This is a genomic window from Niveibacterium umoris, assembly GCF_014197015.1.
Lineage (GTDB): Bacteria > Pseudomonadota > Gammaproteobacteria > Burkholderiales > Rhodocyclaceae > Niveibacterium > Niveibacterium umoris.
Window position 1 is genome coordinate 1,440,040 of record NZ_JACIET010000002.1, and the last position, 24,928, is coordinate 1,464,967.

At 62.4% G+C, this 24,928-nt stretch carries 40 protein-coding genes; 33 read left to right on the forward strand and 7 right to left on the reverse strand.

Annotated features, from left to right (window positions below):
* Window positions 1-5: 5 nt before the first annotated feature.
* From rpsS to yacG, 30 genes are all read left to right on the forward strand, one after another.
* Complete coding sequence (rpsS, locus tag GGR36_RS18635; protein WP_172205034.1) at window positions 6-281, forward strand: 30S ribosomal protein S19; 276 nt, start codon at window positions 6-8, stop codon at window positions 279-281.
* Window positions 282-290: 9 nt separating this feature from the next.
* Window positions 291-620 (forward strand): 50S ribosomal protein L22, encoded by a 330-nt coding sequence (gene rplV, locus GGR36_RS18640; protein ID WP_183636392.1) that lies wholly within the window; start codon window positions 291-293, stop codon window positions 618-620.
* A gap of 9 nt (window positions 621-629) precedes the next feature.
* Window positions 630-1,466, forward strand: coding sequence for a 30S ribosomal protein S3 (gene rpsC, locus GGR36_RS18645; protein ID WP_183636395.1), 837 nt, complete (start codon window positions 630-632; stop codon window positions 1,464-1,466).
* Window positions 1,435-1,851 carry a 50S ribosomal protein L16 gene (gene rplP, locus GGR36_RS18650; protein WP_183636397.1) on the forward strand — a complete coding sequence of 139 codons (417 nt, stop codon included), beginning with the start codon at window positions 1,435-1,437 and terminating at the stop codon, window positions 1,849-1,851. The genes rpsC and rplP overlap by 32 nt, the downstream gene beginning before the upstream one ends.
* 2 nt (window positions 1,852-1,853) lie before the next feature.
* Window positions 1,854-2,048 (forward strand): 50S ribosomal protein L29, encoded by a 195-nt coding sequence (gene rpmC, locus GGR36_RS18655; protein WP_183637284.1) that lies wholly within the window; start codon window positions 1,854-1,856, stop codon window positions 2,046-2,048.
* Window positions 2,045-2,305 (forward strand): 30S ribosomal protein S17, encoded by a 261-nt coding sequence (rpsQ, locus tag GGR36_RS18660; protein WP_338086718.1) that lies wholly within the window; start codon window positions 2,045-2,047, stop codon window positions 2,303-2,305. Before rpmC ends, rpsQ begins: the two co-directional genes overlap by 4 nt.
* A gap of 147 nt (window positions 2,306-2,452) precedes the next feature.
* Window positions 2,453-2,821: a 50S ribosomal protein L14 gene (rplN, locus tag GGR36_RS18665; protein ID WP_172205020.1), complete on the forward strand. Its 369-nt coding sequence runs from the start codon at window positions 2,453-2,455 to the stop codon at window positions 2,819-2,821.
* Between the two features lie 9 nt (window positions 2,822-2,830).
* A complete protein-coding gene (gene rplX / locus GGR36_RS18670; RefSeq protein ID WP_183636400.1) occupies window positions 2,831-3,148 on the forward strand; it encodes a 50S ribosomal protein L24 in 318 nt (105 codons plus the stop codon).
* A 9-nt stretch (window positions 3,149-3,157) separates the two neighbouring features.
* Window positions 3,158-3,697: a 50S ribosomal protein L5 gene (rplE, locus tag GGR36_RS18675; protein WP_183636403.1), complete on the forward strand. Its 540-nt coding sequence runs from the start codon at window positions 3,158-3,160 to the stop codon at window positions 3,695-3,697.
* Between the two features lie 7 nt (window positions 3,698-3,704).
* Complete coding sequence (gene rpsN / locus GGR36_RS18680; protein ID WP_183636416.1) at window positions 3,705-4,010, forward strand: 30S ribosomal protein S14; 306 nt, start codon at window positions 3,705-3,707, stop codon at window positions 4,008-4,010.
* 12 nt (window positions 4,011-4,022) lie between these two features.
* Window positions 4,023-4,418 (forward strand): 30S ribosomal protein S8, encoded by a 396-nt coding sequence (rpsH, locus tag GGR36_RS18685; protein WP_183636420.1) that lies wholly within the window; start codon window positions 4,023-4,025, stop codon window positions 4,416-4,418.
* Window positions 4,419-4,429: 11 nt separating this feature from the next.
* Window positions 4,430-4,963 (forward strand): 50S ribosomal protein L6, encoded by a 534-nt coding sequence (gene rplF / locus GGR36_RS18690; RefSeq protein ID WP_183636422.1) that lies wholly within the window; start codon window positions 4,430-4,432, stop codon window positions 4,961-4,963.
* Window positions 4,964-4,975: 12 nt separating this feature from the next.
* Window positions 4,976-5,329: a 50S ribosomal protein L18 gene (gene rplR, locus GGR36_RS18695; RefSeq protein WP_183636425.1), complete on the forward strand. Its 354-nt coding sequence runs from the start codon at window positions 4,976-4,978 to the stop codon at window positions 5,327-5,329.
* 11 nt (window positions 5,330-5,340) lie between these two features.
* Window positions 5,341-5,865, forward strand: a complete 525-nt coding sequence (gene rpsE / locus GGR36_RS18700; RefSeq protein ID WP_183636428.1) for a 30S ribosomal protein S5 — start codon at window positions 5,341-5,343, stop codon at window positions 5,863-5,865.
* A 2-nt stretch (window positions 5,866-5,867) separates the two neighbouring features.
* On the forward strand, window positions 5,868-6,050 hold the full coding sequence (gene rpmD / locus GGR36_RS18705) for a 50S ribosomal protein L30 (protein WP_183636431.1): 183 nt from the start codon (window positions 5,868-5,870) through the stop codon (window positions 6,048-6,050).
* Window positions 6,051-6,485: a 50S ribosomal protein L15 gene (gene rplO / locus GGR36_RS18710; protein ID WP_183636434.1), complete on the forward strand. Its 435-nt coding sequence runs from the start codon at window positions 6,051-6,053 to the stop codon at window positions 6,483-6,485.
* A 14-nt stretch (window positions 6,486-6,499) separates the two neighbouring features.
* The gene (gene secY / locus GGR36_RS18715; protein ID WP_183637290.1) at window positions 6,500-7,834 is read left to right on the forward strand and encodes a preprotein translocase subunit SecY; all 1,335 of its coding nucleotides are present in this window, start codon (window positions 6,500-6,502) and stop codon (window positions 7,832-7,834) included.
* A 2-nt stretch (window positions 7,835-7,836) separates the two neighbouring features.
* Window positions 7,837-8,055, forward strand: coding sequence for a translation initiation factor IF-1 (gene infA, locus GGR36_RS18720; RefSeq protein ID WP_183636437.1), 219 nt, complete (start codon window positions 7,837-7,839; stop codon window positions 8,053-8,055).
* A gap of 21 nt (window positions 8,056-8,076) precedes the next feature.
* Complete coding sequence (rpmJ, locus tag GGR36_RS18725) at window positions 8,077-8,190, forward strand: 50S ribosomal protein L36 (RefSeq protein WP_172204994.1); 114 nt, start codon at window positions 8,077-8,079, stop codon at window positions 8,188-8,190.
* 48 nt (window positions 8,191-8,238) lie between these two features.
* Window positions 8,239-8,601 carry a 30S ribosomal protein S13 gene (rpsM, locus tag GGR36_RS18730; protein ID WP_183636440.1) on the forward strand — a complete coding sequence of 121 codons (363 nt, stop codon included), beginning with the start codon at window positions 8,239-8,241 and terminating at the stop codon, window positions 8,599-8,601.
* A gap of 14 nt (window positions 8,602-8,615) precedes the next feature.
* Window positions 8,616-9,005 (forward strand): 30S ribosomal protein S11, encoded by a 390-nt coding sequence (rpsK, locus tag GGR36_RS18735; RefSeq protein WP_183636452.1) that lies wholly within the window; start codon window positions 8,616-8,618, stop codon window positions 9,003-9,005.
* Between the two features lie 12 nt (window positions 9,006-9,017).
* The gene (gene rpsD / locus GGR36_RS18740; protein WP_183636465.1) at window positions 9,018-9,647 is read left to right on the forward strand and encodes a 30S ribosomal protein S4; all 630 of its coding nucleotides are present in this window, start codon (window positions 9,018-9,020) and stop codon (window positions 9,645-9,647) included.
* Between the two features lie 45 nt (window positions 9,648-9,692).
* The gene (locus GGR36_RS18745; RefSeq protein ID WP_183636468.1) at window positions 9,693-10,676 is read left to right on the forward strand and encodes a DNA-directed RNA polymerase subunit alpha; all 984 of its coding nucleotides are present in this window, start codon (window positions 9,693-9,695) and stop codon (window positions 10,674-10,676) included.
* Window positions 10,677-10,711: 35 nt separating this feature from the next.
* Window positions 10,712-11,104: a 50S ribosomal protein L17 gene (rplQ, locus tag GGR36_RS18750; RefSeq protein WP_183636471.1), complete on the forward strand. Its 393-nt coding sequence runs from the start codon at window positions 10,712-10,714 to the stop codon at window positions 11,102-11,104.
* Window positions 11,105-11,236: 132 nt separating this feature from the next.
* Complete coding sequence (locus tag GGR36_RS18755) at window positions 11,237-12,877, forward strand: NAD(P)-binding protein (RefSeq protein ID WP_183636474.1); 1,641 nt, start codon at window positions 11,237-11,239, stop codon at window positions 12,875-12,877.
* Window positions 12,878-12,918: 41 nt separating this feature from the next.
* Window positions 12,919-13,668 (forward strand): SPOR domain-containing protein, encoded by a 750-nt coding sequence (locus GGR36_RS18760; protein WP_183636476.1) that lies wholly within the window; start codon window positions 12,919-12,921, stop codon window positions 13,666-13,668.
* The gene (gene coaE, locus GGR36_RS18765; RefSeq protein WP_183636479.1) at window positions 13,665-14,300 is read left to right on the forward strand and encodes a dephospho-CoA kinase; all 636 of its coding nucleotides are present in this window, start codon (window positions 13,665-13,667) and stop codon (window positions 14,298-14,300) included. The genes GGR36_RS18760 and coaE overlap by 4 nt, the downstream gene beginning before the upstream one ends.
* Before the next feature lie 79 nt (window positions 14,301-14,379).
* Complete coding sequence (zapD, locus tag GGR36_RS18770) at window positions 14,380-15,135, forward strand: cell division protein ZapD (protein WP_183636482.1); 756 nt, start codon at window positions 14,380-14,382, stop codon at window positions 15,133-15,135.
* 142 nt (window positions 15,136-15,277) lie between these two features.
* The gene (gene gndA, locus GGR36_RS18775; protein WP_183636485.1) at window positions 15,278-16,693 is read left to right on the forward strand and encodes an NADP-dependent phosphogluconate dehydrogenase; all 1,416 of its coding nucleotides are present in this window, start codon (window positions 15,278-15,280) and stop codon (window positions 16,691-16,693) included.
* Window positions 16,690-16,893, forward strand: coding sequence for a DNA gyrase inhibitor YacG (gene yacG, locus GGR36_RS18780; protein WP_183636488.1), 204 nt, complete (start codon window positions 16,690-16,692; stop codon window positions 16,891-16,893). The genes gndA and yacG overlap by 4 nt, the downstream gene beginning before the upstream one ends.
* A 159-nt stretch (window positions 16,894-17,052) precedes the next feature.
* Here the strand turns inward: yacG and GGR36_RS18785 are convergent, their stop codons facing one another.
* From GGR36_RS18785 to GGR36_RS18810, 6 genes are read right to left on the reverse strand one after another with little or no spacing between them, the layout of a single operon-like run.
* Window positions 17,053-17,868, reverse strand: a complete 816-nt coding sequence (locus tag GGR36_RS18785) for an SDR family oxidoreductase (RefSeq protein WP_183636491.1) — start codon at window positions 17,866-17,868, stop codon at window positions 17,053-17,055.
* Window positions 17,865-18,812: a Nudix family hydrolase gene (locus GGR36_RS18790; protein WP_183636494.1), complete on the reverse strand. Its 948-nt coding sequence runs from the start codon at window positions 18,810-18,812 to the stop codon at window positions 17,865-17,867. Before GGR36_RS18790 ends, GGR36_RS18785 begins: the two co-directional genes overlap by 4 nt.
* A complete protein-coding gene (locus GGR36_RS18795) occupies window positions 18,796-19,218 on the reverse strand; it encodes a DUF6691 family protein (RefSeq protein WP_183636497.1) in 423 nt (140 codons plus the stop codon). Before GGR36_RS18795 ends, GGR36_RS18790 begins: the two co-directional genes overlap by 17 nt.
* Window positions 19,215-19,685 (reverse strand): YeeE/YedE family protein, encoded by a 471-nt coding sequence (locus tag GGR36_RS18800; RefSeq protein WP_242533314.1) that lies wholly within the window; start codon window positions 19,683-19,685, stop codon window positions 19,215-19,217. The genes GGR36_RS18795 and GGR36_RS18800 overlap by 4 nt, the downstream gene beginning before the upstream one ends.
* Window positions 19,678-20,580 carry an ATP-binding protein gene (locus GGR36_RS18805; RefSeq protein ID WP_183636503.1) on the reverse strand — a complete coding sequence of 301 codons (903 nt, stop codon included), beginning with the start codon at window positions 20,578-20,580 and terminating at the stop codon, window positions 19,678-19,680. Before GGR36_RS18805 ends, GGR36_RS18800 begins: the two co-directional genes overlap by 8 nt.
* A complete protein-coding gene (locus GGR36_RS18810) occupies window positions 20,567-20,704 on the reverse strand; it encodes a hypothetical protein (RefSeq protein ID WP_183636506.1) in 138 nt (45 codons plus the stop codon). Before GGR36_RS18810 ends, GGR36_RS18805 begins: the two co-directional genes overlap by 14 nt.
* An 80-nt stretch (window positions 20,705-20,784) precedes the next feature.
* Here GGR36_RS18810 and mltA point away from each other — a divergent pair, with 80 nt between their 5' ends.
* Both mltA and GGR36_RS18820 read left to right on the forward strand, forming a co-directional pair.
* A complete protein-coding gene (mltA, locus tag GGR36_RS18815) occupies window positions 20,785-22,008 on the forward strand; it encodes a murein transglycosylase A (RefSeq protein ID WP_183636509.1) in 1,224 nt (407 codons plus the stop codon).
* Between the two features lie 179 nt (window positions 22,009-22,187).
* A complete protein-coding gene (locus GGR36_RS18820) occupies window positions 22,188-23,390 on the forward strand; it encodes an ammonium transporter (RefSeq protein ID WP_183636512.1) in 1,203 nt (400 codons plus the stop codon).
* A 371-nt stretch (window positions 23,391-23,761) separates the two neighbouring features.
* Here GGR36_RS18820 and GGR36_RS18825 read toward each other — a convergent pair whose 3' ends face one another.
* Window positions 23,762-23,998: a hypothetical protein gene (locus GGR36_RS18825; RefSeq protein ID WP_183636515.1), complete on the reverse strand. Its 237-nt coding sequence runs from the start codon at window positions 23,996-23,998 to the stop codon at window positions 23,762-23,764.
* Window positions 23,999-24,402: 404 nt separating this feature from the next.
* Between GGR36_RS18825 and GGR36_RS18830 the strand changes: the two genes are divergently transcribed.
* Window positions 24,403-24,843, forward strand: a complete 441-nt coding sequence (locus tag GGR36_RS18830) for a hypothetical protein (protein ID WP_183636518.1) — start codon at window positions 24,403-24,405, stop codon at window positions 24,841-24,843.
* Window positions 24,844-24,928 lie beyond the last annotated feature (85 nt).

Consider the following 24,928-nt stretch of genomic DNA (forward strand, 5'->3'; position numbering starts at 1 on the left):
AAGAAATGGCTCGTTCTATCAAGAAAGGCCCCTTCGTCGATGCGCACCTTCTCAAGAAGGTCGATGCGGTCCGGGGTTCCAATGACAAGCGTCCGATCAAGACCTGGTCGCGTCGTTCGACCGTGCTGCCCGAATTTGTCGGCTTCACGATCGCGGTGCACAACGGTCGCCAGCATATTCCGGTGTATGTCACCGAGAACATGGTCGGTCACAAGCTCGGCGAATTCGCGCTGACCCGTACGTTCAAGGGTCACGCCGCCAGCAAAAAGGCTAAGAAGTAAGGAGCGACGATGGAAACCAAAGCAATTCTGCGAGGCGTCCGTCTCTCCGCCCAGAAGGGTCGGCTTGTGGCTGACCTGGTGCGCGGCAAGAAAGTTGACCTTGCGCTCAACACGTTGGCGTTCTGCCCCAAGAAGGGTGCAAAGATCGTCAAGAAGGTGCTCGAGTCGGCAATTGCCAATGCGGAGCATAACGACGGCGCCGATATCGACACTCTCAAGGTGACGAGCATCTACGTCGAACAGGGTACGTCGCTCAAGCGCTTCACGGCGCGTGCAAAGGGACGCGGCAATCGCATCCTCAAGCCGACTTGCCACATCTACGTGACTGTCGGCGAGTAAGGAGCACACATGGGACAGAAGATTCATCCGACTGGCTTCCGCCTCTCGGTGACACGTAACTGGTCGTCACGCTGGTTCGCCAACAGCCAGAACTTCTCGGGCATGTTGATCGAGGATCTGCAGGTGCGTGAGCACCTGAAGAAGAAGCTCGGGCATGCATCGGTTGGGCGCGTCCTGATCGAACGTCCGGCGAAGACCGCTCGGATCACCGTATTCAGCGCCCGTCCGGGCGTTGTAATCGGCAAGAAGGGTGAGGATATCGAGCAGCTCAAGGCGGATCTGCAGAAGATCCTGAAGGTGCCGGTGCACGTCAGCATCGAAGAAATCCGCAAGCCGGAAGTCGATGCCAAGCTGATCGCCGACTCGATCGCTCAGCAGCTCGAAAAGCGGATCATGTTCCGTCGCGCGATGAAGCGTGCGATGCAGAACGCGATGCGCTTGGGTGCGCAGGGCATCAAGATCATGAGCGCAGGCCGTCTGAACGGTGCGGAAATCGCGCGCACTGAATGGTATCGCGAGGGTCGTGTGCCGCTTCATACGCTGCGTGCCGATATTGACTACGGGACGTCGGAAGCCAAGACGACCTACGGCATCATCGGTATCAAGGTCTGGGTTTACAAGGGTGACACCCTCGGTCGCGGCGAACAGCCGGTGGCCGTCGAGGCTCCGGAAGGTGAAAACCGCCGTCCTCGTCGTGGTGCCAAAGAGGGTGATGCTAAGCCGGCCGCTCGTCGTCCGGCTCGTCGTGCGAACGGCGATGGGGCGGTCGACAAGACCGGTGCCAAGCGCGTGGTAAACAAAGCAGGAGCGAACAATGCTGCAGCCGGCGAGAAGGAAGTATCGTAAGGAGCAGAAGGGCCGCAACACCGGCGTTGCGACCCGTGGCACCAAGGTCAGCTTCGGCGATTTCGGCCTGAAGGCGACCGGTCGTGGCCGATTGACTGCACGCCAGATTGAGTCGGCGCGTCGTGCCATGACGCGTCACATCAAGCGCGGCGGCCGGATCTGGATCCGCATCTTCCCGGACAAGCCCATCTCGCAGAAGCCTGCGGAAGTCCGGATGGGTAACGGTAAGGGTAATCCGGAGTACTGGGTCGCTGAGATCCAGCCGGGTAAGGTGCTGTATGAGATGGACGGTGTTGACGAAGTGCTCGCTCGCGAAGCGTTCCGCCTCGCGGCGGCGAAGCTTCCGATCGAGACCGTCTTTGTTACCCGCCAGGTGGGGCAATAATGATGAAAGCCAGCGAACTCAGGGCAAAAGAGCCCGCGGAGCTGAATAAGGAGTTGCTCGAGCTGCTCAAGGCACAGTTTTCCTTGCGCATGCAATTGGCGACTCAACAATTGAGCAACCACGCCCAGCTGGGCAATGTGCGTCGCGACATCGCTCGCGTCCGCACGATTTTGCGCGAGAAAGGGGCCGCCAAGTGACCGATGCCATCAAGCGGACCCTGACTGGCCGAGTGGTCAGCGACAAGATGGAGCGCACGGTTACCGTGCTGATCGAGCGGCGCGTCAAGCATCCGCTCTACGACAAAGTGATCATCCGCTCCAAGAAGTATCACGCCGATGTCGATACCGGCGTCGCAGCCGAAGGCGATCTGGTTGAGATCGAAGAGTGCGCGCCGGTCTCGAAGACCAAGGCTTGGCGTGTTACGCGCGTTGTCGAAAAGGCTCGCGTAATTTAGTACTTGCGGAACCCGTAGAGGTTCTGCTAGAATCTCACGCTTCACTGGCTGGCGTCCGGTTGCTTTTCCGGGCGCCAGCCTGTTTCTACCCAAACGGGTTCCAAGACTGACCGCCGTGAGAACGGTGGATTAAGTTGGAGTTAAGTAATGATCCAAATGCAGACCATTCTGGACGTCGCCGACAATACCGGCGCGCGTTCGGTTATGTGCATCAAGGTGCTCGGCGGCTCGAAGCGTCGCTACGCTGGTGTCGGCGACATCATCAAGGTGAGCATCAAGGATGCCGCGCCGCGCGGTCGCGTGAAGAAGGGTGACGTTTATAGCGCCGTGGTGGTTCGTACCGCCAAGGGTGTGCGTCGTCCGGACGGCTCGCTGATCAAGTTCGATACGAACGCTGCGGTGCTGCTCAACAACAAGCTTGAGCCGATCGGTACGCGCATCTTCGGGCCGGTTACGCGTGAACTGCGTACCGAGCGCTTCATGAAGATCGTGTCGCTCGCGCCTGAAGTGCTGTAAGGGGCGAATATGGACAAGATCCGCAAAGGCGACGAGGTCGTGATCCTCGTTGGAAAAGACAAGGGCAAGCGCGGTTCAGTGCTGGTCCGCCTGGACGACCAGCATGTAGTGGTCGAGGGTGTGAATCGTGTGAAGAAGCACGTTCGCCCGAATCCGGTGCGTGGTCAGGTGGGTGGAATTGTCGAAAAGGAAATGCCGATCGACATCTCCAACATCGCGCTCTTCAATCCCGCGACCCAAAAGGGTGATCGCGTGGGCTTCCGTGTGCTTGAGGATGGCCGCAAGGTCCGCTTCTTCAAGTCGAACGGCGAGCTCGTCGATCGTTAAGGAGTGGTGATGGCACGCCTGCAAGAGTTTTACAAGTCGACCGTCGTCACCGAGCTGACGAACAAGTTCGGCTACAAGTCGGTGATGGAAGTCCCGCGTATCACCAAGATCACTCTGAACATGGGTGTTGGTGAGGCGGTTGGTGACAAGAAGGTGCTGGACAACGCGGTAGGCGATCTGCTGAAGATCGCTGGCCAGAAGCCGGTGACAACGAAGTCGAAGAAGTCGATTGCCGGCTTCAAGATCCGTGACGGTTATCCGATCGGCTGCATGGTGACCCTACGCGGTCCGCGCATGTTCGAATTCCTGGATCGTTTGGTGACGATCGCGATGCCGCGTATTCGCGATTTCCGCGGGATTGTTGCCAAGGGTTTTGATGGTCGTGGCAACTACAACCTCGGGGTGAAAGAGCAGATCATTTTCCCTGAGATTGAATACGACAAGATCGACGCGTTGCGCGGTCTGAACATCAGCATCACCACGACTGCCAAGACGGACAACGAGGCGCGCGCGTTGCTCGCCGCGTTCAAGTTCCCGTTCAAGAATTGAGGGTGTTATGGCGAAACTCGCTCTGATCAACCGTGAAGAAAAGCGCGCCAAGACGGTCGCGAAATTCGCGGCAAAGCGCGCCGAACTCGTCGCGAAGATCAATGACAGCAAGCTGACAGAGGAAGAGCGCGCGGAAGCGCGTCAGAAACTGCAGCAACTGCCGCGCAATGCATCGCCGTCCCGTCAGCGCAATCGTTGCGCGCTGACCGGTCGTCCGCGTGGCGTGTTCCGGAAATTCGGTCTGTGTCGCAACAAGCTGCGTGAAATTGCTTTCCGCGGTGAAGTGCCCGGCATGACCAAGGCTAGCTGGTAAGGAGACGGAAGAATGAGTATGTCCGATCCGGTCGCCGATATGCTGACGCGCATTCGCAATGCGCAGTCGTCGCAGAAGGCATCTGTCTCCATGCCGACGTCGAAGCTGAAGGTCGCGATCGCTGAAGTGCTGAAGGATGAAGGCTACATCGACGGTTTCGTGGTGCGTGGCGAAGGTGGTCAGCGCGAGCTGGACATTTCGCTCAAGTACTACGCCGGCCGCCCGGTGATTGAGCGCATCGAGCGCGTTAGCCGGCCTGGTCTGCGGATTTACCGCGGCAGCGACAACCTGCCCAAGGTCATGAACGGTCTTGGTGTTGCCATTGTCTCCACGCCCCGCGGCGTGATGACGGATCGCAAAGCACGCGCGTCGAAAGTCGGCGGCGAAGTGCTCTGCATCGTGGCTTAAGGAGGGGTGCGATGTCTCGTGTAGCAAAGAACCCCGTCGCACTGCCGAACGGCGTTGACGTGACGCTGGCCGCAGGCGAGGTGGGAGTCAAGGGTCCTCTTGGCGCCCTGAAACACAAGCTGCACCCGTCGGTCGCAGTCGAGCGTGACGGCGACAAGCTGGTGGTCAAGGCGGTTGAGGGTGCAGAACTCGGTGGCGCGCTGTCGGGTACGACGCGTGCGCTGGTTGCGAACATGGTGAACGGTGTCACGAAGGGTTTCGAGCGCAAGCTCAACCTGGTTGGCGTGGGCTACCGTGCTCAGGCCCAAGGCGACAAGCTGAACCTGACGCTGGGCTTCTCGCATCCGGTGGTTCACCAGATGCCAGCCGGCATCAAGGTTGAAACGCCGACTCAGACCGAAATCCTGATCAAGGGTATCGATAAGCAATTGGTGGGTCAGGTTGCTGCCGAAGTGCGCGCCTATCGTTCGCCGGAGCCCTATAAGGGCAAGGGCGTGCGTTATGCCGACGAGGTGGTGGTCCTGAAGGAAACCAAGAAGAAGTAAGGGCGGTAGATCATGAACAAAAAGGAAACGCGTCTGCGTCGGGCTCGCAAAACCCGCGCCGTGATTGCCGAGAAAAAGGCGGTTCGCCTCACTGTGTTCCGCTCCAATTGCCACATCTACGCCCAGGTGATCTCGGGCTGCGGATCGAAGGTTCTCGCCGCGGCGTCGACCGTCGAAGCCGATGTCCGCAAGGATCTGTCGAATGGCGGCAACGCCTCGGCGGCTGCGGTGGTGGGCAAGCTAATTGCCGAGCGCGCGAAGGCGGCCGGTATCGAAGCGGTGGCGTTCGACCGTGCCGGGTTCAAGTACCACGGCCGGGTCAAAGCGCTTGCCGAGGCGGCCCGCGAAGGCGGCCTTAAGTTCTGAGCGGGGTTGTCATGGCAAAGCAACAGACGAAGAAACCGCAGGCTGGTGAAGAGCGCGATGACGGCCTGCGCGAGAAGATGGTGTCGATCAACCGGGTCACCAAGGTGGTCAAGGGTGGTCGCATCCTCGGTTTCGCAGCGCTCACCGTAGTTGGCGATGGCGATGGCGGCATCGGCATGGGCAAGGGCAAGTCCCGCGAAGTGCCCGTTGCCGTTCAGAAGGCCATGGAAGAGGCGCGTCGCAAGCTGTTCAAGGTCTCGTTGAAGAACGGAACCTTGCAGCATCAGATCATTGGTAAGCATGGTGCATCGGTTGTGCTGATGCAGCCGGCGCCGAGCGGTACCGGCATCATTGCGGGCGGCGCGATGCGCGCGGTCTTCGAAGTGATGGGCGTCACCGACGTGATCTGCAAGTGCCTTGGCTCAACCAACCCTTACAACGTCGTGCGTGCAACGCTGAACGGTCTCTCTGCGATTAACACTCCCGCGGAAATCGCAGCGAAGCGCGGCATGACCGTCGAACAGATTCTGGGGTAATCATGGCTGACAAGACGATTCGCGTCACGCTCGTGAAGAGCCTGATCGGCACGAAACAGGACCACCGCGCCACCGTGCGTGGATTGGGGCTGCGCCGTTTGAATTCCACGGTACAACTGGAGGATACGCCGGCAGTGCGCGGCATGGTCCGCAAGGTTGCGTACCTGGTGAAGTGCGAGGGTTAAATGGAACTCAATAACCTCAAGCCGGGCGCCGGTTCTAAGCACGCGAAGAAGCGTGTTGGGCGCGGTATCGGCAGCGGACTCGGCAAGACCTGTGGTCGCGGCCACAAAGGTCAGAAGTCGCGTGCAGGCGGTTTCCACAAGGTAGGCTTCGAAGGCGGTCAGATGCCGCTGCAGCGTCGTCTTCCGAAGCGTGGTTTCAACTCGCTGACTGCTGCGCGCAACGCCGAAGTCCGTCTTTCGGAAATCGACAAGCTTGAAGCCGGCGAAATTGACCTGCTGGTGTTGAAGAGCGCAGGCCTGATCACTGCCGATGCGCTTTCGGCAAAGGTGATTCTGTCCGGCACGATCGGTCGCAAGGTTTCCCTGCGTGGCGTTGGTGCCACCAAGGGGGCCAAGGCGGCGATCGAGGCTGCCGGCGGCAGCGTGGCCGAGTAAGACAGGGCACGATGGTGGCGAATCCTTCAGCAACACTCGGCAAGACCGGAAAGTTCGGCGACCTCAAGCGGAGACTCTGGTTTCTGCTTGGCGCGCTGATCGTCTACCGGATCGGGGCGCATATCCCCGTTCCGGGGATCGATCCGGTCCGCCTCGCGGAACTGTTCCAGTCCCAGAAGGGTGGCATCCTCGGCGTCTTCAACCTGTTCTCGGGCGGTGCGCTGTCCCGATTCACCATCTTTGCGCTGGGGATCATGCCGTACATATCGGCGTCGATCATCATGCAGTTGTTGTCCGTTGCTTCGCCGCAGCTTGAGCAACTGAAGAAAGAAGGTGAGGCGGGACGCAGGAAGATAACGCAGTACACCCGGTATGGCACGGTGGCGCTGGCGCTCTTCCAGGCGTTCGGAATTTCGGTAGCACTCGAGGCGCAGGCGGGTCTGGTGCTTGATCCCGGTCTGACCTTCCGGTTCGTGACGATTACGACCCTGGTGACCGGGACGATGTTCCTGATGTGGCTGGGCGAGCAGATCACCGAGCGCGGTCTTGGCAACGGGATTTCGCTGATCATCTTCGCAGGTATTGCAGCCGGACTTCCCAACTCGGTTGGCGGGCTGTTTGAATTGGTGCGGACGGGCGCAATGCATCCGGTCTCCGCGCTCTTCATCTGCGCGTTGGTGGTCGTTGTGACCGCGGTTGTGGTCTTTGTCGAGCGTGGTCAACGGAAGATTCTGGTGAACTATGCGAAGCGCCAGGTGGGCAACCGGGTTTATGGTGGCCAGAGTTCGCACCTGCCGTTGAAGCTGAACATGGCCGGCGTTATTCCTCCGATCTTTGCGTCCTCGATCATCCTGTTCCCGGCGACGTTGGGTCAATGGTTTGGCGGCGCAAGCGAGTCGACGGTCGCGCGGTTTGTAAAGGATCTGGCTTCGACACTGTCGCCTGGGCAACCGGTCTATGTGTTGTTGTACGCCTCGGCAATCGTGTTCTTCTGCTTCTTCTACACGGCGTTGGTCTTCAACTCCAAGGAGACCGCGGATAACCTGAAGAAGAGCGGAGCGTTTGTGCCGGGTATTCGTCCCGGGGATCAGACGGCACGCTATATCGACAAGATCCTGACGCGTTTGACGCTCGCCGGCGCCGTTTACATCACGGTGGTCTGCTTGATTCCGGAGTTCCTGATCCTGAATTGGCATGTGCCTTTCTACTTTGGTGGCACGTCATTGCTGATTATCGTTGTCGTGACGATGGACTTCATGTCCCAGGTACAGGCTTACATCATGTCGCACCAGTACGAGAGCCTTCTCAAGAAGGCTAACTTCAAGGGTGCGGGGCTGCCGACCAAGTAGGAATGAGCAAGGAAGACGTCATTGAGATGTTGGGCGAGGTCGTTGAGACCTTGCCGAACGCGACGTTCAAAGTGAAGCTCGAAAACGGGCACGTCGTGTTGGGTCATATCTCTGGGAAGATGCGCATGCATTACATCCGCATCCTGCCTGGCGATAAGGTCACGGTACAACTTACGCCCTACGATCTGACCAAAGGTCGCATCGTCTTCCGGGCCAAATAGTTTTGAAATTAGGAGCGAAACATGAGAGTTCAGGCTTCGGTCAAGCCGATTTGTCGGAAATGCAAGGTCATTCGGCGCAAGGGTGTCGTGCGCGTGATCTGCGAAGATCCGCGTCACAAGCAGCGCCAGGGCTAACGCCCCGCGTATTCGGTACAACACGTTTAGCGTATTTGGGGTAAGAGCATGGCCCGTATCGCTGGGGTTAACATCCCGAACCACAAGCACTCGGAAATTGCGTTGACCGCGATTTTCGGTATCGGTCGCACCCGCGCACAGAAAATCTGTGACGCAGCCGGGGTTGCACGCACGACCAAGGTCAAGGATCTGACCGAAGCCGAGATGGATCGGCTTCGTGACGAAGTGGGCAAGTTCACGGTCGAAGGCGACCTGCGTCGTGAAGTCACGATGAACATCAAGCGCCTGATGGACCTTGGCTGCTACCGCGGTGTTCGTCATCGTCGCGGCCTGCCGCTGCGCGGACAGCGCACGCGTACGAACGCCCGTACCCGCAAGGGTCCGCGCAAGCCGATCGCCGGCAAGAAATAATCAGGGGCTAAGTAATGGCTAAGACCGCTGCGAAGGTTCGCAAGAAAATCAAGAAGAACGTGGCTGAGGGCATTGCCCACGTCCACGCTTCTTTCAACAACACGATCATCACGATCACCGACCGCCAGGGCAATGCACTGTCGTGGGCGACTGCGGGCGGCGCTGGCTTCAAGGGTTCTCGCAAGAGCACTCCGTTCGCCGCGCAGGTTGCAGCTGACCAAGCAGGCAAGGTTGCGGTCGAGTGCGGAATCAAGAATCTTGAAGTCCGCATTACCGGGCCGGGCCCGGGTCGTGAGTCTTCGGTGCGCGCGCTCAATGCGCTCGGCATCAAGGTGACTTCGATCACCGATATCACGCCGATTCCGCATAACGGCTGCCGTCCGCCGAAAAAGCGTCGCATTTAAAGGAGTTCAAACGTGGCTCGCAATCTAGATGCCAAGTGTCGCCAGTGCCGCCGTGAAGGCGAAAAGCTCTTCCTGAAGGGCGAGAAGTGCTTTACCGATAAGTGCGCGATCGAGCGCCGTGCCTATGCCCCTGGCCAGCACGGTCAGAAGTCCGGTCAGCGTTTGTCTGGCTACGGCGTGCAACTGCGTGAAAAGCAGAAGATCCGCCGTATCTACGGCGTACTTGAGCGCCAGTTCCGCCGTGTGTACTCCGAAGCCGACCGCCGCAAGGGTCAGACTGGCGAAAACCTTCTGCAACTGCTGGAAGGCCGCCTGGATGCTGTGGCTTATCGTATGGGATTCGGCGCATCGCGTGCCGAAGCTCGCCAGGTGGTTCGTCACAACGGCGTGCTGGTGAATGGCAAGCGTGTGAACATTCCGTCCTACTCGTTGCGTCCGGGCGATGTCGTTTCGCTCGCTGAAAAGACGCGTGGCCATCTGCGTGTAAAGGCTGCACTCGAGGCTGCTGAACAGCGTGGATTCCCGGAGTGGCTGGAAGTGAATATCAAGGAAGGCAAGGGCACCTTCAAGGCCTACCCGCAGCGTGCGGAATTGTCGGCCTCGATCAATGAAGGCCTGGTCGTCGAACTGTATTCGCGTTAATGGCTCGGCGCGCCGTGAGGCGCGCCCCCACACGAAGGACTGCCCATGCAAAGCAACACTCTTCTGAAGCCGCGCATCATTGACGTCCAAAACGTTTCACCGGTTCATGCCGTGGTCGTGATGGAGCCGTTTGAGCGTGGTTTTGGGCATACCTTGGGCAACGCGCTGCGACGGATTCTCCTGTCGTCGCTGCCCGGATATGCGGCAACGGAAGTGCAAATCGAGAACGTGCTGCACGAATACTCGACTCTGGATGGTGTGCGTGAGGATGTCGTTGATCTCCTGCTCAACCTGAAGGGTGTGGTTTTCAAGCTGCACAATCGCACCGAAGCGTCGCTCAAGCTCGCCAAAAAGGGCGAGGGCGTCGTAACTGCTCGTGATATCGAGACCACGCACGACGTCGAGATCATCAATCCGGATCATGTCATCGCGCATCTGGCGCCGGGTGGCAAGCTCGAGATGGTGCTGAAAGTTGAGCAGGGGCGTGGTTACGTGCCTGGCAACATGCGGCCCGCACATGCGGATGCCAAGGTGATTGGACGTATCGTGCTGGATGCTTCGTTCAGCCCGGTTCGCCGAGTCAGCTATCAGGTCGAGGCGGCTCGTGTCGAGCAGCGTACGGACCTGGACCGGCTGGTGATGGACATTGAGACCAACGGTGCTGTCGATCCGCAAGAAGCGGTTCGTTACGCTGCTGGCGTACTGCGTGACCAGCTTGAGGCCTTCACGGACCTCGGTCCGACGGTCACGACGACGGAAATGCCGGTGCAAAAGACAACGGTTGACCCGTTGCTGCTGCGTCCGGTGGATGATCTTGAACTGACGGTTCGTTCTGCGAATTGCCTGAAGGCCGAGAACATCTATTACATCGGTGATCTGATCCAGCGCACTGAAACCGAGTTGTTGAAGACGCCGAATCTTGGTCGCAAATCACTTAACGAGATCAAGGAAGTGCTCGCCTCGCGCGGCCTGACCCTTGGCATGAAGCTGGAAAACTGGCCGCCGGCCGGGCTCGAAAAGCTCGGTTGATCGTTGTCAGGCCAGACTGAAAGAGGAATACGAACATGCGTCACCGTAATGGTCTTCGCAAGCTGAATCGCACCAGCGCTCACCGCCAGGCGCTCCTGCGCAACCTTTCGAACGCGCTGCTGCGTTACGAGGTGATCAAGACGACACTGCCGAAGGCGAAAGAACTTCGCCGTGTTGTCGAGCCGATTATTACCTTGGGCAAGAAGCCCAGCTTGGCGAATCGCCGCCTCGCGTTCGATCGCCTGCGCGACCGCGAGATGGTCGTCAAGGTCTTCGACGACCTGGGCCCGCGTTTCGCAAGCCGTAACGGTGGTTACCTGCGTATCCTGAAGTGCGGTTTCCGTGTTGGCGACAATGCGCCGTTGGCGCTGGTTGAACTGGTCGACCGCCCGGAAACGGCTGACGCTGCGGCGCCGGTCGAAGCCTAAGGCTTCGCGCGCAGCAATGCGCGTGATCAGCAAGCTGACAAAAGGCTGGGGAATTTCCCCGGCCTTTTGCTTTTGCTGGTGCCCGACTCCTGACTTGTGCGTGTCAGCGTACGCGGCGCGGGCTGAAGCGAGATGAAGGTCGACCGTAGGCGCTGGCTGGGCGCCATCGGCGCGTTGCCCTTGGCGGCGTGCATGTCTAGCCGCGAAAGCGGATTCCCTGCAACCGGCTGGATCGGCGCGGACCCGACGATCGGTCATCGGCTGAGAACCGCGCCACCAGATTCTCAGGAAGCTGCGGAACGACTTGCCACCGACGTGTTGATCGTGGGGGGCGGGATCGGTGGGTTGTCCGCGGGCTGGTGGCTTGAGCGGGCAGGGCTTGGGGATTTCCTCGTCGCCGAGATTCAACCCACGGCCGGCGGCAATGCGCGTGGTGGTGGCAACGAGATCTCCCGCTTTCCGTTGGGAGCGCACTATTTGCCTCTGCCGACGCGAGAGTCCTTCACGCTGCGGCGATTGCTGGCAGACCTCGGGGCGCTCAAAGGTGATCCGGACGGCCTCCGTCCGCGTTATGAGGAGCGCCTGTTATGCGCGGCGCCGCAGGAACGTCTGCTGCGGCACGGCCACTGGCAGGAAGGCGTGATTCCCGACGCGGGGCTCAGCAAGTCGGAGCGCGAGGAGTTCTCGCACTTCTTTGCTCTGGTCGGTGGATACCGAAATAGGTCTGGCACGCGCAAGGCATTCGCGCTGCCAATGGCCTGTAGCCGACTGGACGATGAGATGCGCCATCTCGACACCAAGACCTTCGGGGACTGGCTGCGCGAAAACGGACTCACGTGCGCGCCGTTGCGATGGTACGTGGACTATGCCTGCCGTGATGACTTCGGTACTCCGGCGGATGCAGTGTCCGCGTGGGCCGGTTTGCACTACTTCGCCTCGCGCGATGGGATGGCTGAAGGAGCGGCGAATGATGTGGTTCTGACCGCGCCGGAGGGCAACGCTTGGATCACGGAAGGGCTCGCACAACGACTGGGTCCGCGGGTTCGCTGCGGCTGGATGGTGCGCAGGCTGACCCGAACACGTTCCGGTTTCGAGGCGTCTATCGACGATGTAGGTAGCGGGCGTTCCATTGTCTGCGCCGCGAAAGCTGTGATCTGGGCGGCGCCCCTGTTCATCGCGGCGCGGGTCATCGAGCAATTGCCAGATCTGGCGCGCGCGCATGCGACGCAGATCGACTATGCACCGTGGGTCATGGCGCAGCTCACGCTGGAAAGTGCGCCTCCCGAGAGGCCCGGTGCTGAGCGAGCGTGGGATAACGTGGTCTATGGAGCCAGGTCGCTGGGCTATGTGGTGGCCACACATCAGCGCTTGTCCGCCGCGCAGGCGCCGACCGTGTGGACCTGGTACCACGCGTTGACGGGTGCGCCATCACCGATCCTGCGCCAGCAGCTGCTGGCCTCAACCCCCGAGTACTGGGCGCGCTTCGCGATCGAGGAGTTGGCGCCGGCGTATCCGGAGCTACTGCCCCATGTTCAGCGCATAGACTGCATTCGTCATGGTCATGCGATGGCTCGACCACGCCCCGGGTTCCTGACTGCACCGGCGCGGCACTGGTTTGCACAAGGTGTAGCCGGCTTACAGTTTGCGCACGCCGACGTGAGTGGGTTCTCCGTCTGCGAAGAGGCGCATGCGCGCGGGGTTGCGGCAGCAGAGCGCATCGCTGCGCGCCTGCGCGGTCGCATGCCCGACCCATCGGTCATTTACTCCGTATGAGCATCGCCCGTGCGCCGGCCTTCCTGCGATAATCGCCGACCATGAAATTCCTACGTGCCTCCTTCTTCGTCCTGTTCGCAGCCAATTGTGTTCTGGCGCTACTGAATCTCACGGGGTTCGCCACCGCGCCTGGGGGCGAGCCCGAGCGCCTTTCCAGTCAGCTTCATCCCGAAACGCTGAAGGTCGTCGGCAATGGTGAAGAGGCGCCAGCGCCGGAAAAGACAGCCGAAGCACCTGTGGCGGCGGTGTCCGAACCCGCCCCCGCCGCAGCGGCGAGCGAGCCGGTCGCGGCGACCGAATCCGCTCCGACAGAATCCGCCGTCAAGAAGCCGCTGCCGCTCGCGTGCGTGAGCTGGGCCGGGCTTTCAAAGGCGCAATCGGATGCAGTGGCGCTGCGCGCCAAGGACGCCGGATTCGTGAGCAAGGAACAGTCGGTGAGCGGCACGGCGTCGTGGTGGGTGCACCTGCCGCCACAAGCAGACCGTGCTGCGGCAGAGAAAAAAGCCGAGGAGCTCAAGGCGCTGGGGGTCGCAGAGTTCTTCATCGTCAAGGATGGTGGCGCGAATCAGAACGCGATCTCGCTCGGACTCTACAAGAGCGAGGAATCGGCCAACCGTGCGCTCGAAGCGCTGAAGACAAAGGGCGTACGTTCGGCGCGTGTGGAAACCCGCGAGAACACATCGATCAAACTCGAGGTCACCGGACCGGCTGATCAACTGGCGGGATTCTCCAGCGAGACCTCTTCGCGACTGCCGAACGCTCCGCGTGCCAATTGCACCCCCGCGCGATGAGCCCGTCGTCGCGCCCATTCGTCGTCGGTCTGACGGGCGGAATAGGAAGTGGCAAGAGCGCGGCGGCAGATCGTTTTGCCGCCTTGGGTGCGGCAGTCGTCGACACCGACGCAATCGCCCATGAACTGACCCAACCCGGCGGGGCGGCCATGCCGGCGCTGCGCGCAGCATTCGGCGACGAGGTCGTTTCGTCGAACGGGGCGCTCGACCGGGCCGCGATGCGCGCGCGAGCCTTCGCCGACCCGGCGGCACGCAGGCAACTGGAAGGCATCCTGCATCCGATGATTCGCGCCGAAAGCGACGCCCGCGTTGCCGCAGCTTCGGCGCAGCCGTATGTCGTTCTCGTTGTGCCACTGCTGGTCGAATCCGGTTCCTATCGTGCGCGCTGCCATCGCATTGCCGTGGTGGACGTGCCCGAGGCCGTGCAGATTGATCGCGTCATGCAGCGCAGCGCTTTCACGCGCGAACAGGTCGAATCGATCATGGCTGCGCAAGCCAATCGGGCTCAGCGGCAAGCTGTTGCTGACGATCTGATCGACAACAGCGGCGACATTGCTGCGCTGCACACTCAAGTCGACCAACTCGATCGTCGTTATCGTGAGCAAGCGTCAATGCTGGTGCGGCTTTCGTGACAAATTCCCTGCTATGATTTAAAGCACTTTCTCAAGTTTCGCGTTTCAAACAACGATAAACGGACGCTGGAATCGCGCAGTGATTACCTACGAATATCCGCTGAACGAGCGCATTCGCACACTGCTGCGGCTTGAGGATCTTTTCGACAAGGCACTGCACTTCACCTTGTCTGAAGGTGCGTACGAGCACCACACCGCGCTGGTCAGTCTGTTCGAGATCCTGGATGTGGCCAGCCGCGCCGACCTGAAGGTCGATCTGGTGCAGGAACTTGAGCGCCAGCGCCAGATTCTCGTCTCCTTCCGCCACAACCCCGACATTTCGGAAGAGGCGCTTTCCGGCGCGCTGTACGAGATCGAACAAGCCAGCGCGGCGTTGCTGGCGATGGCAGGCAAGATCGGCCAGTACCTGCGCGAGAACGAATGGCTGATGAACATTCGCAGCCGTGCGGCGATTCCGGGTGGTGTCTGCGAATTCGATTTGCCCTCTTACCATTTCTGGTTGCATCGCCACCCCGAAGCACGGCAGGCGGATCTGCAAGCCTGGATCGGGCCGATGACGCCGATTCGTGACGGTCTGGCCATCGTGCTGCGCTTGCTGCGCGCGAGCGGACGTCCCGAAAATCTGGTCGCGCACCGCGGCCAATTCCAGATGATGATGGGGGGGCGCAGCGCGCAGATGTTGCGGATTCGCGTTGCGCAGGGTGAGTCCTACGTACCCGAAATCAGCGCAAACAAATATGCGCTGAACGTCCGCTTCGTCGGTGCGGCAAGTGTCGCGCGCACCCGCCAGGCCGAATCCAGCGTCGAGTTCGAATTGACCTTCTGCAATCTGTAGTCTCCGGCCGGAACCTCTCGCCGGTCCGAACGCTCGAATCCCGTACACTCTCACTCCCCGAATAAACGCGGGCTGTCGGGCAAGCGCCCCGAACAGACCCGGCGAAACGGCCTGCTCGGCCGTCCCCTGACAGGAGCACTTCATGACGAAGCCACAGATTGGCGTGATCGGCATGGCGGTAATGGGCCGCAATCTCGCACTCAACATTGAAAGCCGCGGCTACACCGTGGCGCTCTACAACCGCTCCTTCGACAAGACCGAAGAGGTGGTGCGTGAGAACCCGGGGCGCAAGCTGGTGCCGACGCAGTCGCTGGAGGCATTCGTCGCTGCGCTGGAAACCCCGCGTCGCATCCTGATCATGGTGAAAGCGGGCGACGCGACCGACGCCACGATTGCCGCGCTGCGCCCGCTGTTGGCGCCCGGTGACATCCTGATGGATGGCGGCAACACGCTGTTTGCCGACACGATCCGGCGCAACCGCGAGCTGGCGACGACCGGCATCAACTTCATCGGCATGGGCGTCTCCGGTGGCGAGGAGGGCGCGCTGAAAGGGCCCTCGATCATGCCCGGCGGGCAGCGCGATGCGTATGAACTGGCGGCGCCAATTCTGCGCGAGATCGCCGCTCGCGCGCCCGACGGTGAGCCCTGCGTGACCTACATCGGCCCGGGCGGCGCCGGCCACTACGTGAAGATGGTGCACAACGGCATCGAGTACGGCGACATGCAGCTGATCGCGGAGGCCTACGCGCTGCTGAAGGGCGTCGCCGGCCTGTCGAACGACGAACTGGCTGACACGTTTGCCGACTGGAATACGGGCGAGCTGGACAGTTTCCTGATCGAGATTACCGCCCAGGTCTTCCGCAAGCGCGATGCCGAGACCGGCGGCTACCTGGTCGATGCGATCCTCGACAAGGCAGGCCAGAAAGGCACCGGCAAGTGGACCTCGCAGTCCGCGCTGGATCTGGGCGTGGCCTTGCCCTTGATCACCGAGTCAGTGTTCGCGCGCTGCATTTCCGCCTTGAAGGATCAGCGGGTGGCTGCGAGCGCCGTGCTGGCTGGCCCTGCCGCGGCACCGTTCGAGGGCGATCGCGCGGCCTTCGTCGAGGCGGTTCGCCGCGCGCTGTACCTGTCGAAGATCATCTCCTACGCGCAGGGCTTCGCGCAGTTGCGCGCCGCTTCGGACGAACACGGCTGGGATCTGCAGTACGGCGAGATCGCGAAGATCTTCCGCGCCGGCTGCATCATCCGTGCGCGTTTCCTGCAGCGCATCACCGATGCCTACCAGGCGAATCCGGCGGTGGCGAACCTGCTGCTGGACCCGTACTTCGCCGGCATCGCAGCGGACTACCAGGCCGCCTTGCGCGAAGTGGTGTGCCATGCGGTGCGGGCCGGCGTGCCGGTGCCGACCTTCGCATCGGCGGTGGCGTATTTCGACAGCTACCGTTCGGCGCGCCTGCCGGCCAACCTGATTCAGGCGCAGCGCGACTTCTTCGGTGCCCACACTTACGAGCGCATGGACCGCGCCGGCATCTTCCATTCCGATTGGCAACACGCATGAGCAACCCGACCCCGCGCACCGTCAAGTGCCCCACCTGCAGCCAGCCCGTTGTGTGGGCGCCCGAGAGCCGTTGGCGCCCGTTCTGCTCGGAACGCTGCAAGCTGATCGACCTTGGCGCGTGGGCCGACGAGGCTTATCGCGTACCCGGGCAGGAGCCGCTGGCGGACGATCTGCCGCCGGGTGCTGACCCGCGCAACTGAAGCCTCGCAGCCTTAGGGAAGGTCTGAATAAGTGGCTGCGACGGCGCATCGCTGCGTTACGGCGTGCTCACTCCTGCGCCTATCCATCAGATATGTCTTGGTCGCTGCGCGCGCCGCGCCTTGCGCTGCATCCGTCTCGCTCACTTATTCAGACCTTCCCTAGCGGGCTGCGCTGCTCTTTGCGAGCTTGCGCCGGGCGAGCGCATCGACCAGATCCGGCAGCAGCAGCCTGAGCCAGCGGCCGAACTTGCCCTGGCCGGTCATCACGCATTCGCGGCTGCGCCGCGTCATCGCACGCAGGATCAGGTTGGCGCAGGTTTCCACCGGCATTGCGCGGCCTTCATCCAGCCCGCTCTTGCCGGCGGGTTTGCCGTCGGCGCCGTAACCGCGGTAGCGGATTTCGGTCGCCACCACGCCGGGGTAGGCGATCGTGACACCCACGCCCTGCGCCGCCACTTCGATCCGCAGGGCCTCAAGGAAACCGGTCATCGCGAACTTGCTCGCGCAGTAGGCTGTGCGCCCCGGCACGCCGAAGAGCCCGGCGAGGCTTGATACGCCGACGACCTGCCCATGCCGCGCGAGGATATGCGGCAGCGCATGGCGCACACACCACAGCGTGCCGAAGTGGTTCACGCGCATCATGTCCTCGTACCAGCCGAAGTCGCTGACCTCGCTGAACATCGCGTGGCCGGATACGCCCGCGTTGGCCACCAGCACGTCGATGCCGCCGAAGCGCTCGACGGCCTTGCGTGCCAGCGCCGCGCAATCGGCTTCGATCCCCACGTCGGTCGGCACGCACAGCACCAGCGCGCCGAGCGCGCTGCACTGCTTGCCGACCGCGGCGAGCTTGTCGGCGTTGCGTGCAGCGAGCACGAGTTTGGGCCGCTGCGACGCGAGCTGGCGCGCGAGTTCCGCGCCGATACCGTCGGAGGCGCCGGTGATCACGATGACTTTATCGGTGTAGCGCGGCTTCATCTCGCGGTCTCCCCCCAGCCGCTGCGGATCGCCGCGATGCCGTGGGCGCCATAGCCACGCGCGGTATCCATGTCGGTTGATTTCAAGCCGCCGATCGCGAACACCGGCATCGGCAGATCGCGCGTCAGCATGTGGAAGGCGCCCCAGCCAATGCCGCTTGCGCCCGGGTGTGTCGCCGTAGGCAGCACCGGGCCGAGCAGGGCGTAGTCGAGTTCGAGGCGGGCGGCGGCTTCGAGGTCGGCGCGCGTGTGGCACGAGGCGCCGACCCAGTCGAAAGCCGGCCGCTCGGAAAGCTCGGCGAGCTGCGCCGCACGCAGATGCAGCCCGTCGGAACCAACCGCCGCAGCCAGGGCCGCGTCGCCGTTCACCACTGCGAGGGCGCCGTGTGCATGGCAGCGCGCCACGCTTTCACGCGCAAGCTGTTCGCGCGCTTCCGGCGCGAGGGTCACGTCGCGGATCTGCACCAGTCGCAAGCCGGCAGCGAGCGCGGCATCCAGCGCCGCGAGCTGGGCGTCGATACCGATCTCCGCGGCGTGGGTAACGCCCATCGTGCGCGGCAGGCGCAGCGATTTGAGGATCGGTCCATTCGCCGGCAGCATCGGCGACACGCTGAGGGCCTCGGCTTGTTGCCACTCGAGCGCCGAGTGCACATGGTCGTTCGGTGTGCCGGACCACTCCGCAACTTCGAAGAAATGCAGCCGCACATGCGCGTGCTCGTACAGGTGTTCGCGCGTGATCCACGGATTTGCGCGCTTGACCGTAATGCCAAGTTCCTCTTCAAGTTCACGCACCAAGGCGGCGTGGGCGGATTCGCCCGGTTCGACCTTGCCGCCCGGGAATTCCCAGTAACCGGCATAGAAGGTGTCCGGCGCGCGCTGACCGAGCAGGAAACGGCCATCAGGCCGCGTGATCACGGCGGCGGCCACTTCAACGCGTTTGCGCATCGCTACTCCCGAAGAAACGCGCCTGCAGCCAGGCGCCGATGAAGATGCCGGTGAGTGCCCACAGCAGATCGAGGTTGCCGAGCCCGAGCCCGGCAATCGCCGGGCCGGGGCATACGCCGCAGAGGCCCCACCCAGCGCCGAAGATCGCAGCGCCGATCACGGTGCGGCGCGAGAACGGCGTCTGCCGCTTTTCAAAGAAGGCGCCGGCGAGCGGGCGGGCCAGCAGGCGAGGGCCGATCTGATAGGCGAGCAGGGCGACGATGACCGCGCCGCCGAGCACCAGCAGCAAACCAAAATCCTGAAAACGCAGGAAGGCGAGCACCACCTCGGGCTGCGTCATGGTCGCGAGTGAGAGACCAAATCCGAAGACCACCCCGCAGAGGAGTGCGATGAACAGCCGGCTCATGGCAGCACCCCGAAGTGCGCAGCCAGTTGGGCGACGACGATTGCGGTGCTGAGGAAGGTGACTACGGCAACGAGCGAGGGCCAGCGCAGCGACGCGAGTCCGCAGATGCCATGGCCAGCGGTGCAGCCATCGCTGAGGCGCGCACCAAAACCGATCAACAGGCCGCCGGCAAGCATGAGCCAGGGCGGTACGCGGGTGCTGGCGCCGAAATGCCCGAGGCTCGCAGCGAACAGCACACCGCCGAGGACCAGGCCGGCCGCGTACGTGAGGCGCCAGTTGCGGCTGTCCAGCAGCTTGGCCTGCTGCAGCGCGGGTAGGCGCGATACCCAGGAGAGGCTCGCGCTGAAGAAGGTCGACAGCCCGCCGACAAGGCCCGCGAGCAGATAGAGCGCGCCAATCGCAGTACCGATCAGCAGCCCGCCGGCGAGGTAATGCCAGGGGCCATTCGGGAACAGGGTCTCAATCATCGGATGCTGCATGGTGGGTTGAAGAAGTGCCCGGCGTGGCGCGGCCTGCCACATCGCGTGCGAACTGCCAGGCAACCCGCCCGCTGCGCGAGCCGCGCATCAGCGCCCATTGCAGCGCCTCGGTGCGCGTGGCCTCGCTGGCGATCTGTGCGTCGGCCACGCCGAAGGCGCGCAGCCAGTGGTACACCACCGACAGGTACTCGTTCTGGCCGAACGGGTAGAACGAGATCCACAGGCCGAAGCGTTCCGACAAGGAGATCTTCTCCTCGACCGCCTCGCCTGGGTGCAGCTCGTCGCCCACCTTGTGCGTCTGCAGGTTCTCGGCGAAGTATTCCGGCATCAGGTGGCGGCGGTTGCTGGTGGCGTAGATCAGCAGGTTGTCCGGCGGTGCCGAGAGGCTGCCATCGAGCACGCTCTTCAGCGCCTTGTAGCCGGGCTCGGAGTCCTCGAAGGACAGGTCGTCGCAGAACACGATGAAGCGCTCGCGCCGCCCAGCGACGAGATCGACGATTTCGGGCAGATGCAGCAGATCGCTCTTGTCGACTTCGATCAGGCGCAGGCCGCTCGCTGCATACTCGGCCAGCATCGCCTTGACCAGCGAGCTCTTGCCGGTGCCACGCGCACCCGTGAGCAGCACGTTGTTGGCGCGGCCACCGCGCACGAACTGGCGGGTGTTGGCGTCACAACGCGCCTTCTGGTCTTCGATGTCCTGCAGATCGGCCAGCCGGATGCGGTGCGGGTGATGCACCGGCTCAAGCCAGCCGCGTCCGCTGCGGCTACGCCAGCGATGCGCCGGCGCACTCCAGTCGGGAGGGGGCACGTTCGGCGGCAGCACCGATTCGAGCCGGTCGATCAGCGCCTCGGCGCGCGCGATCAGGTGTTCAAGGTTGGCCATCGCGGGGCGTCTCTCCGGGGGGCTTGTTTTCGATACGCGCGGGGTCCTTCTTCGGCCAGGTGGCCCACACGATGATCAGCAGCAGTGCGAGCGCGACGCCCGCCTCAAGAAATATGACCCACATGCCACATGGCCCCGCGCGTGAGAGAAAGGGGGCGACGGTTATACTGGCCCGCGCCACGAACTCACAAGTTTAGCCGAACGATGCTTCGCACCCGCCCCGCCTTGCATACCGCTGTTCCCGTGTTGCTTGCCCTGCTGTCTGCGTGTGCAACGGTGCCGGAGACGGCGCCCACCACCGCCGAATGCCCGGCTTGCCCGGTTTGCCCGACCGTGCCGGAGAAGCCGCCCGAGAAGCCCAAGGCCGATCCGCTGCAGCCGGCAAGCTGGAGCGACCTGCCGGGCTGGGGCGCCGACGATGTGTCGCAAGCCTGGGTTGCGATGCTTTCCTCATGCCGGGCCATGAAGGCGCCCGCCTGGCAGGCCAGTTGCCAGGCGGCCCGCGAGTTGGGCGAGAAACCCAGCGCCGCTGCGGTGCGCGCCTTTGCCGAGCGCGAATGGCAGCCGTGGCGGGTGGTGAATCCGGATGGAACGGCCGAGGGTTTGATCACCGGCTACTACGAGCCGCTGATCCGCGGCAGCCGCACCCGATCCAAGTCGTACGACACGCCCGTCTATGCGGTGCCGGACGACTTGCTGATCATCGATATGGGCGACCTCTATCCAGAGTTGAAGAACATGCGGCTGCGCGGTCGGCTGGAGGGCCGCAAGGTGGTGCCCTACTACTCGCGAGCGCAGATCGAAGCCCGGCCGGACAAGCTGGGCGACAAGGTCTTGCTGTGGGCTGCCGACCCGATCGATTTCTTCTTCCTGCAGGTGCAGGGCTCCGGCCAGGTGCAGCTGGCGGATGGCAGCCGTGTTCGCATTGCCTATGCCGACCAGAATGGCCATCCGTATCAGTCGATCGGCCGCTGGTTGATCGACAAGGGGGAGTTGAAGCTCGAGCAGGCGGGCATGGAGGGCATCCGCAACTGGGCGCGTACGAACCCCGGTCGGCTCACCGAAATGCTCAATGCGAACCCGAGTTTCGTCTTCTTCCGCGAACAGCCCGCGAATGGCGAGGGGCCACTTGGTTCTCAGGGTGTGCCCTTGACGGCCACGCGATCCATCGCGGTGGATACGCGCAGCGTGCCGCTCGGCGCGCCCGTCTTCCTCGCGACGACGGCGCCAGGCAGCGACAAACCGATGCAACGCCTCGTCGTGGCGCAGGACACCGGCGGAGCGATCAAGGGCGGCGTACGTGCGGATTTCTACTGGGGGTTTGGCGCTGAGGCCGGCGCGCAGGCCGGCAAGATGCGCAGCCGTGGCCAGATGTGGGTGCTTTGGCCGAAGGGGCAGACCCCTCCCGGGGCGAAGCCAGGCACCTGACGCGTGCGCAGGGCGGCGCAATGCACGATGACGGTGCGATTGCATTCGCTATGCACCGAGCCGATGCGTGGCGTGCATGTTCCGGCCGGCCAATATTACATAAGTTGTTGATTATATAGAAAACGCCAAATTGGTGCGTTTGTTGCTTCTTGGTGCGCCATCTCGTAATGGAGCCCCTCATGGAGCAAATCAAGACTTCCAGCGACGTTCTTTTCGTACTGCTGGGCGCCGTCATGGTGCTGGCGATGCATGCCGGCTTCGCCTTTCTGGAACTGGGTACCGTCCGCAAGAAGAATCAGGTCAATGCCCTGGTCAAGATCCTCACCGATTTCGCGGTTTCCACGATCGCCTATTTCTTCATCGGTTATGGCGTTGCCTACGGCATCCACTTCTTCACAGGCGCCGAGACCTTCGTTCAGCGCGGCGGCTACGACCTCGTCAAATTCTTCTTCCTGCTGACCTTTGCGGCCGCGATTCCCGCCATCGTGTCGGGCGGCATCGCCGAACGTGCGCGCTTCATGCCGCAACTGGCAGCCACCTTTCTGATCGTCAGCTTCGTGTATCCCTTCTTCGAAGGGCTTATGTGGAATGGCAATTTTGGCGTGCAGAAGTGGTTCGAAACGGCGTTTGGCGCGCAGTTCCACGATTTCGCGGGCAGTGTGGTAGTGCATGCCGTTGGTGGCTGGATCGGCCTTGCCGCAGTGTTGATGCTCGGCGCCCGGCGCGGCCGCTACAACAAGGATGGTGGCATCTCCGCGCATCCGCCTTCAAACATCCCCTTTCTCGCGCTCGGCGCATGGATCCTGGTGGTGGGTTGGTTCGGCTTCAACGTGATGAGCGCGCAGACCATGGACAAGATTTCGGGCCTGGTCGCGGTGAACTCGCTGATGGCGATGGTTGGCGGCACTCTGGTGGCACTGGCCGCAGGCCGTAACGACCCGGGCTTCGTACACAACGGCCCCCTCGCCGGCCTGGTTGCGGTGTGTGCCGGATCTGACCTGATGCATCCGATTGGTGCGTTGGTGGTCGGCGGTGTTGCCGGCGGGCTGTTTGTCTGGATGTTCACGCTGACGCAGAATCGTTGGAAGATCGACGATGTGCTCGGTGTATGGCCGCTTCACGGGCTTTGCGGTGCATGGGGCGGCATTGCCGCCGGCATCTTCGGCAGCAAGGCGCTTGGTGGCATCGGCGGCGTGAGCCTGGCCGTTCAGGCCTTGGGCACGCTGGGCGGAATTGCAGTCGCGCTGGTCGGCGGGGCGATCGTGTATGGCGGACTCAAACAGATCGTTGGTATTCGACTGGATGCGGAAGAGGAATACAACGGCGCGGATCTGTCGATTCACAAGATTTCCGCAACGGCGGAGCGCGAAACCCTCTGGTAGAGCCGCTCAGGGCGCTCGATCTGCCCGGACTGCGAAGGTAAAGCAAAAACGCCCCCGGCATGCCGCGGGCGTTTTTGCTTGAAATGTCGGTCGAGAACAAGACTGCATCACGATCACGCGTCTTGTACGACACAACACCGTTGGTGCGGATGCGTCGGCACGCAGCGACCTCCCAGTCCGGCCGCGCGACGTTCCGGTTGGAGCGCAAGCGCGCATCGGTGCCGGGTCGCGATGGCGAAACTGCGGTTACGCGCCGATCCGATCGGGCATCACTTGGCGTACGCGCTCCGTGCGGCTGACTGTCCGGTGCCAGTGCGTTTCGGGCGTCGCTCGGGGATGCTTCGGCGCGGGCGCCTTGCCGTAAGGTCCGATCAGTGCAGCTTCAAGGGCAGGAAGAAGTAACTCCCGTCGTGTTCGAGCAGGCGACGCTCATGTTCTGCCGCGAAAGCATCGAGCATGCGCCTGAAGGTCTCGTGGTGTGCGTCATCCTCGCCATGCGCCTCAATGATCAGATCGTCGAGGTTGTCGGGGTCAATTTCGGCAAGCGCCTCTGCGATCCCGTCTTCGAAATCGTCTTCGCTCGCGATGCGGAATACCTGTTCGCTCATTGTGCCCCTCGTTGCGACTGTGCCGTACGTTCGGCATATGTAGGCTAGTGGGGCAATTGCAAGGGCTGCAAACCTTGATCGAGCGCGCTGTCAGATCGACGCAAACCCGTCCACTGCCTGCCGGAAATCTGAGACGATGATCGTCTTCCCAGCAAATGCGGCTGCGCCCTCGTGGGGCCGGCGACGGCGGCTGCGCCGTACTTGCTGTCTCGCCGCACTCTGCGGAAAATACCGCCTCCCCGGAACCCGTCGAACGCCGCCGGCTGAAACGGGGGCGCATCAGGCGCCCGGTTACGCGTACAACCATAACAATCAACCCGGAAGCTACCCCCTTGATGGATGACCGTTTCGCTCCAGTCGCCAGCGGCTTCGCTCGTGATGCCGATATAGATGGAATTCGCGCGATGACACGCAAGTCTGCTGATGAACTGTCCCCCTCAAGCCGTCACACGGCGCCGCTTGGCGTCGCGGATAGCGCGTTGGCGAACGGCGAAGCGGACTTCGATGCGAGCGGCACCAATATTGCGGGCGACTTGCTGTTGATGATCCAGGAGGTCGAACGCTCGCTCGACCGGCCGGTGCGATCCACCCGGATCGCCGGCGAGCCACGCGGCGTGATCAAGGGCTGGCGTATCGAAGTGCCCGGTGTGGGTGTGATCAAGCGCCCGGAGGACATCATCGGCGCAAACGTTTGTACGCCGACGGGCAACACCTCTGCGATCACCGCGTTCGACGGCGACTCGCGCCGGGTGCAGACGATCAGCGGAAGCGTCTACGAGCTGGGCATGCCCGACGCCTACTACGCCGCGCACAATCGCCGGGTGCTCAAGGCCCTTGGTTTCTGAGGTGCCGACTTGGCAGGCGCTGCGCGGGCAGTGGATAGTCGGAATCGCGCCGACTACCCCAGTACAGTGGATATTTGGCTCTTCG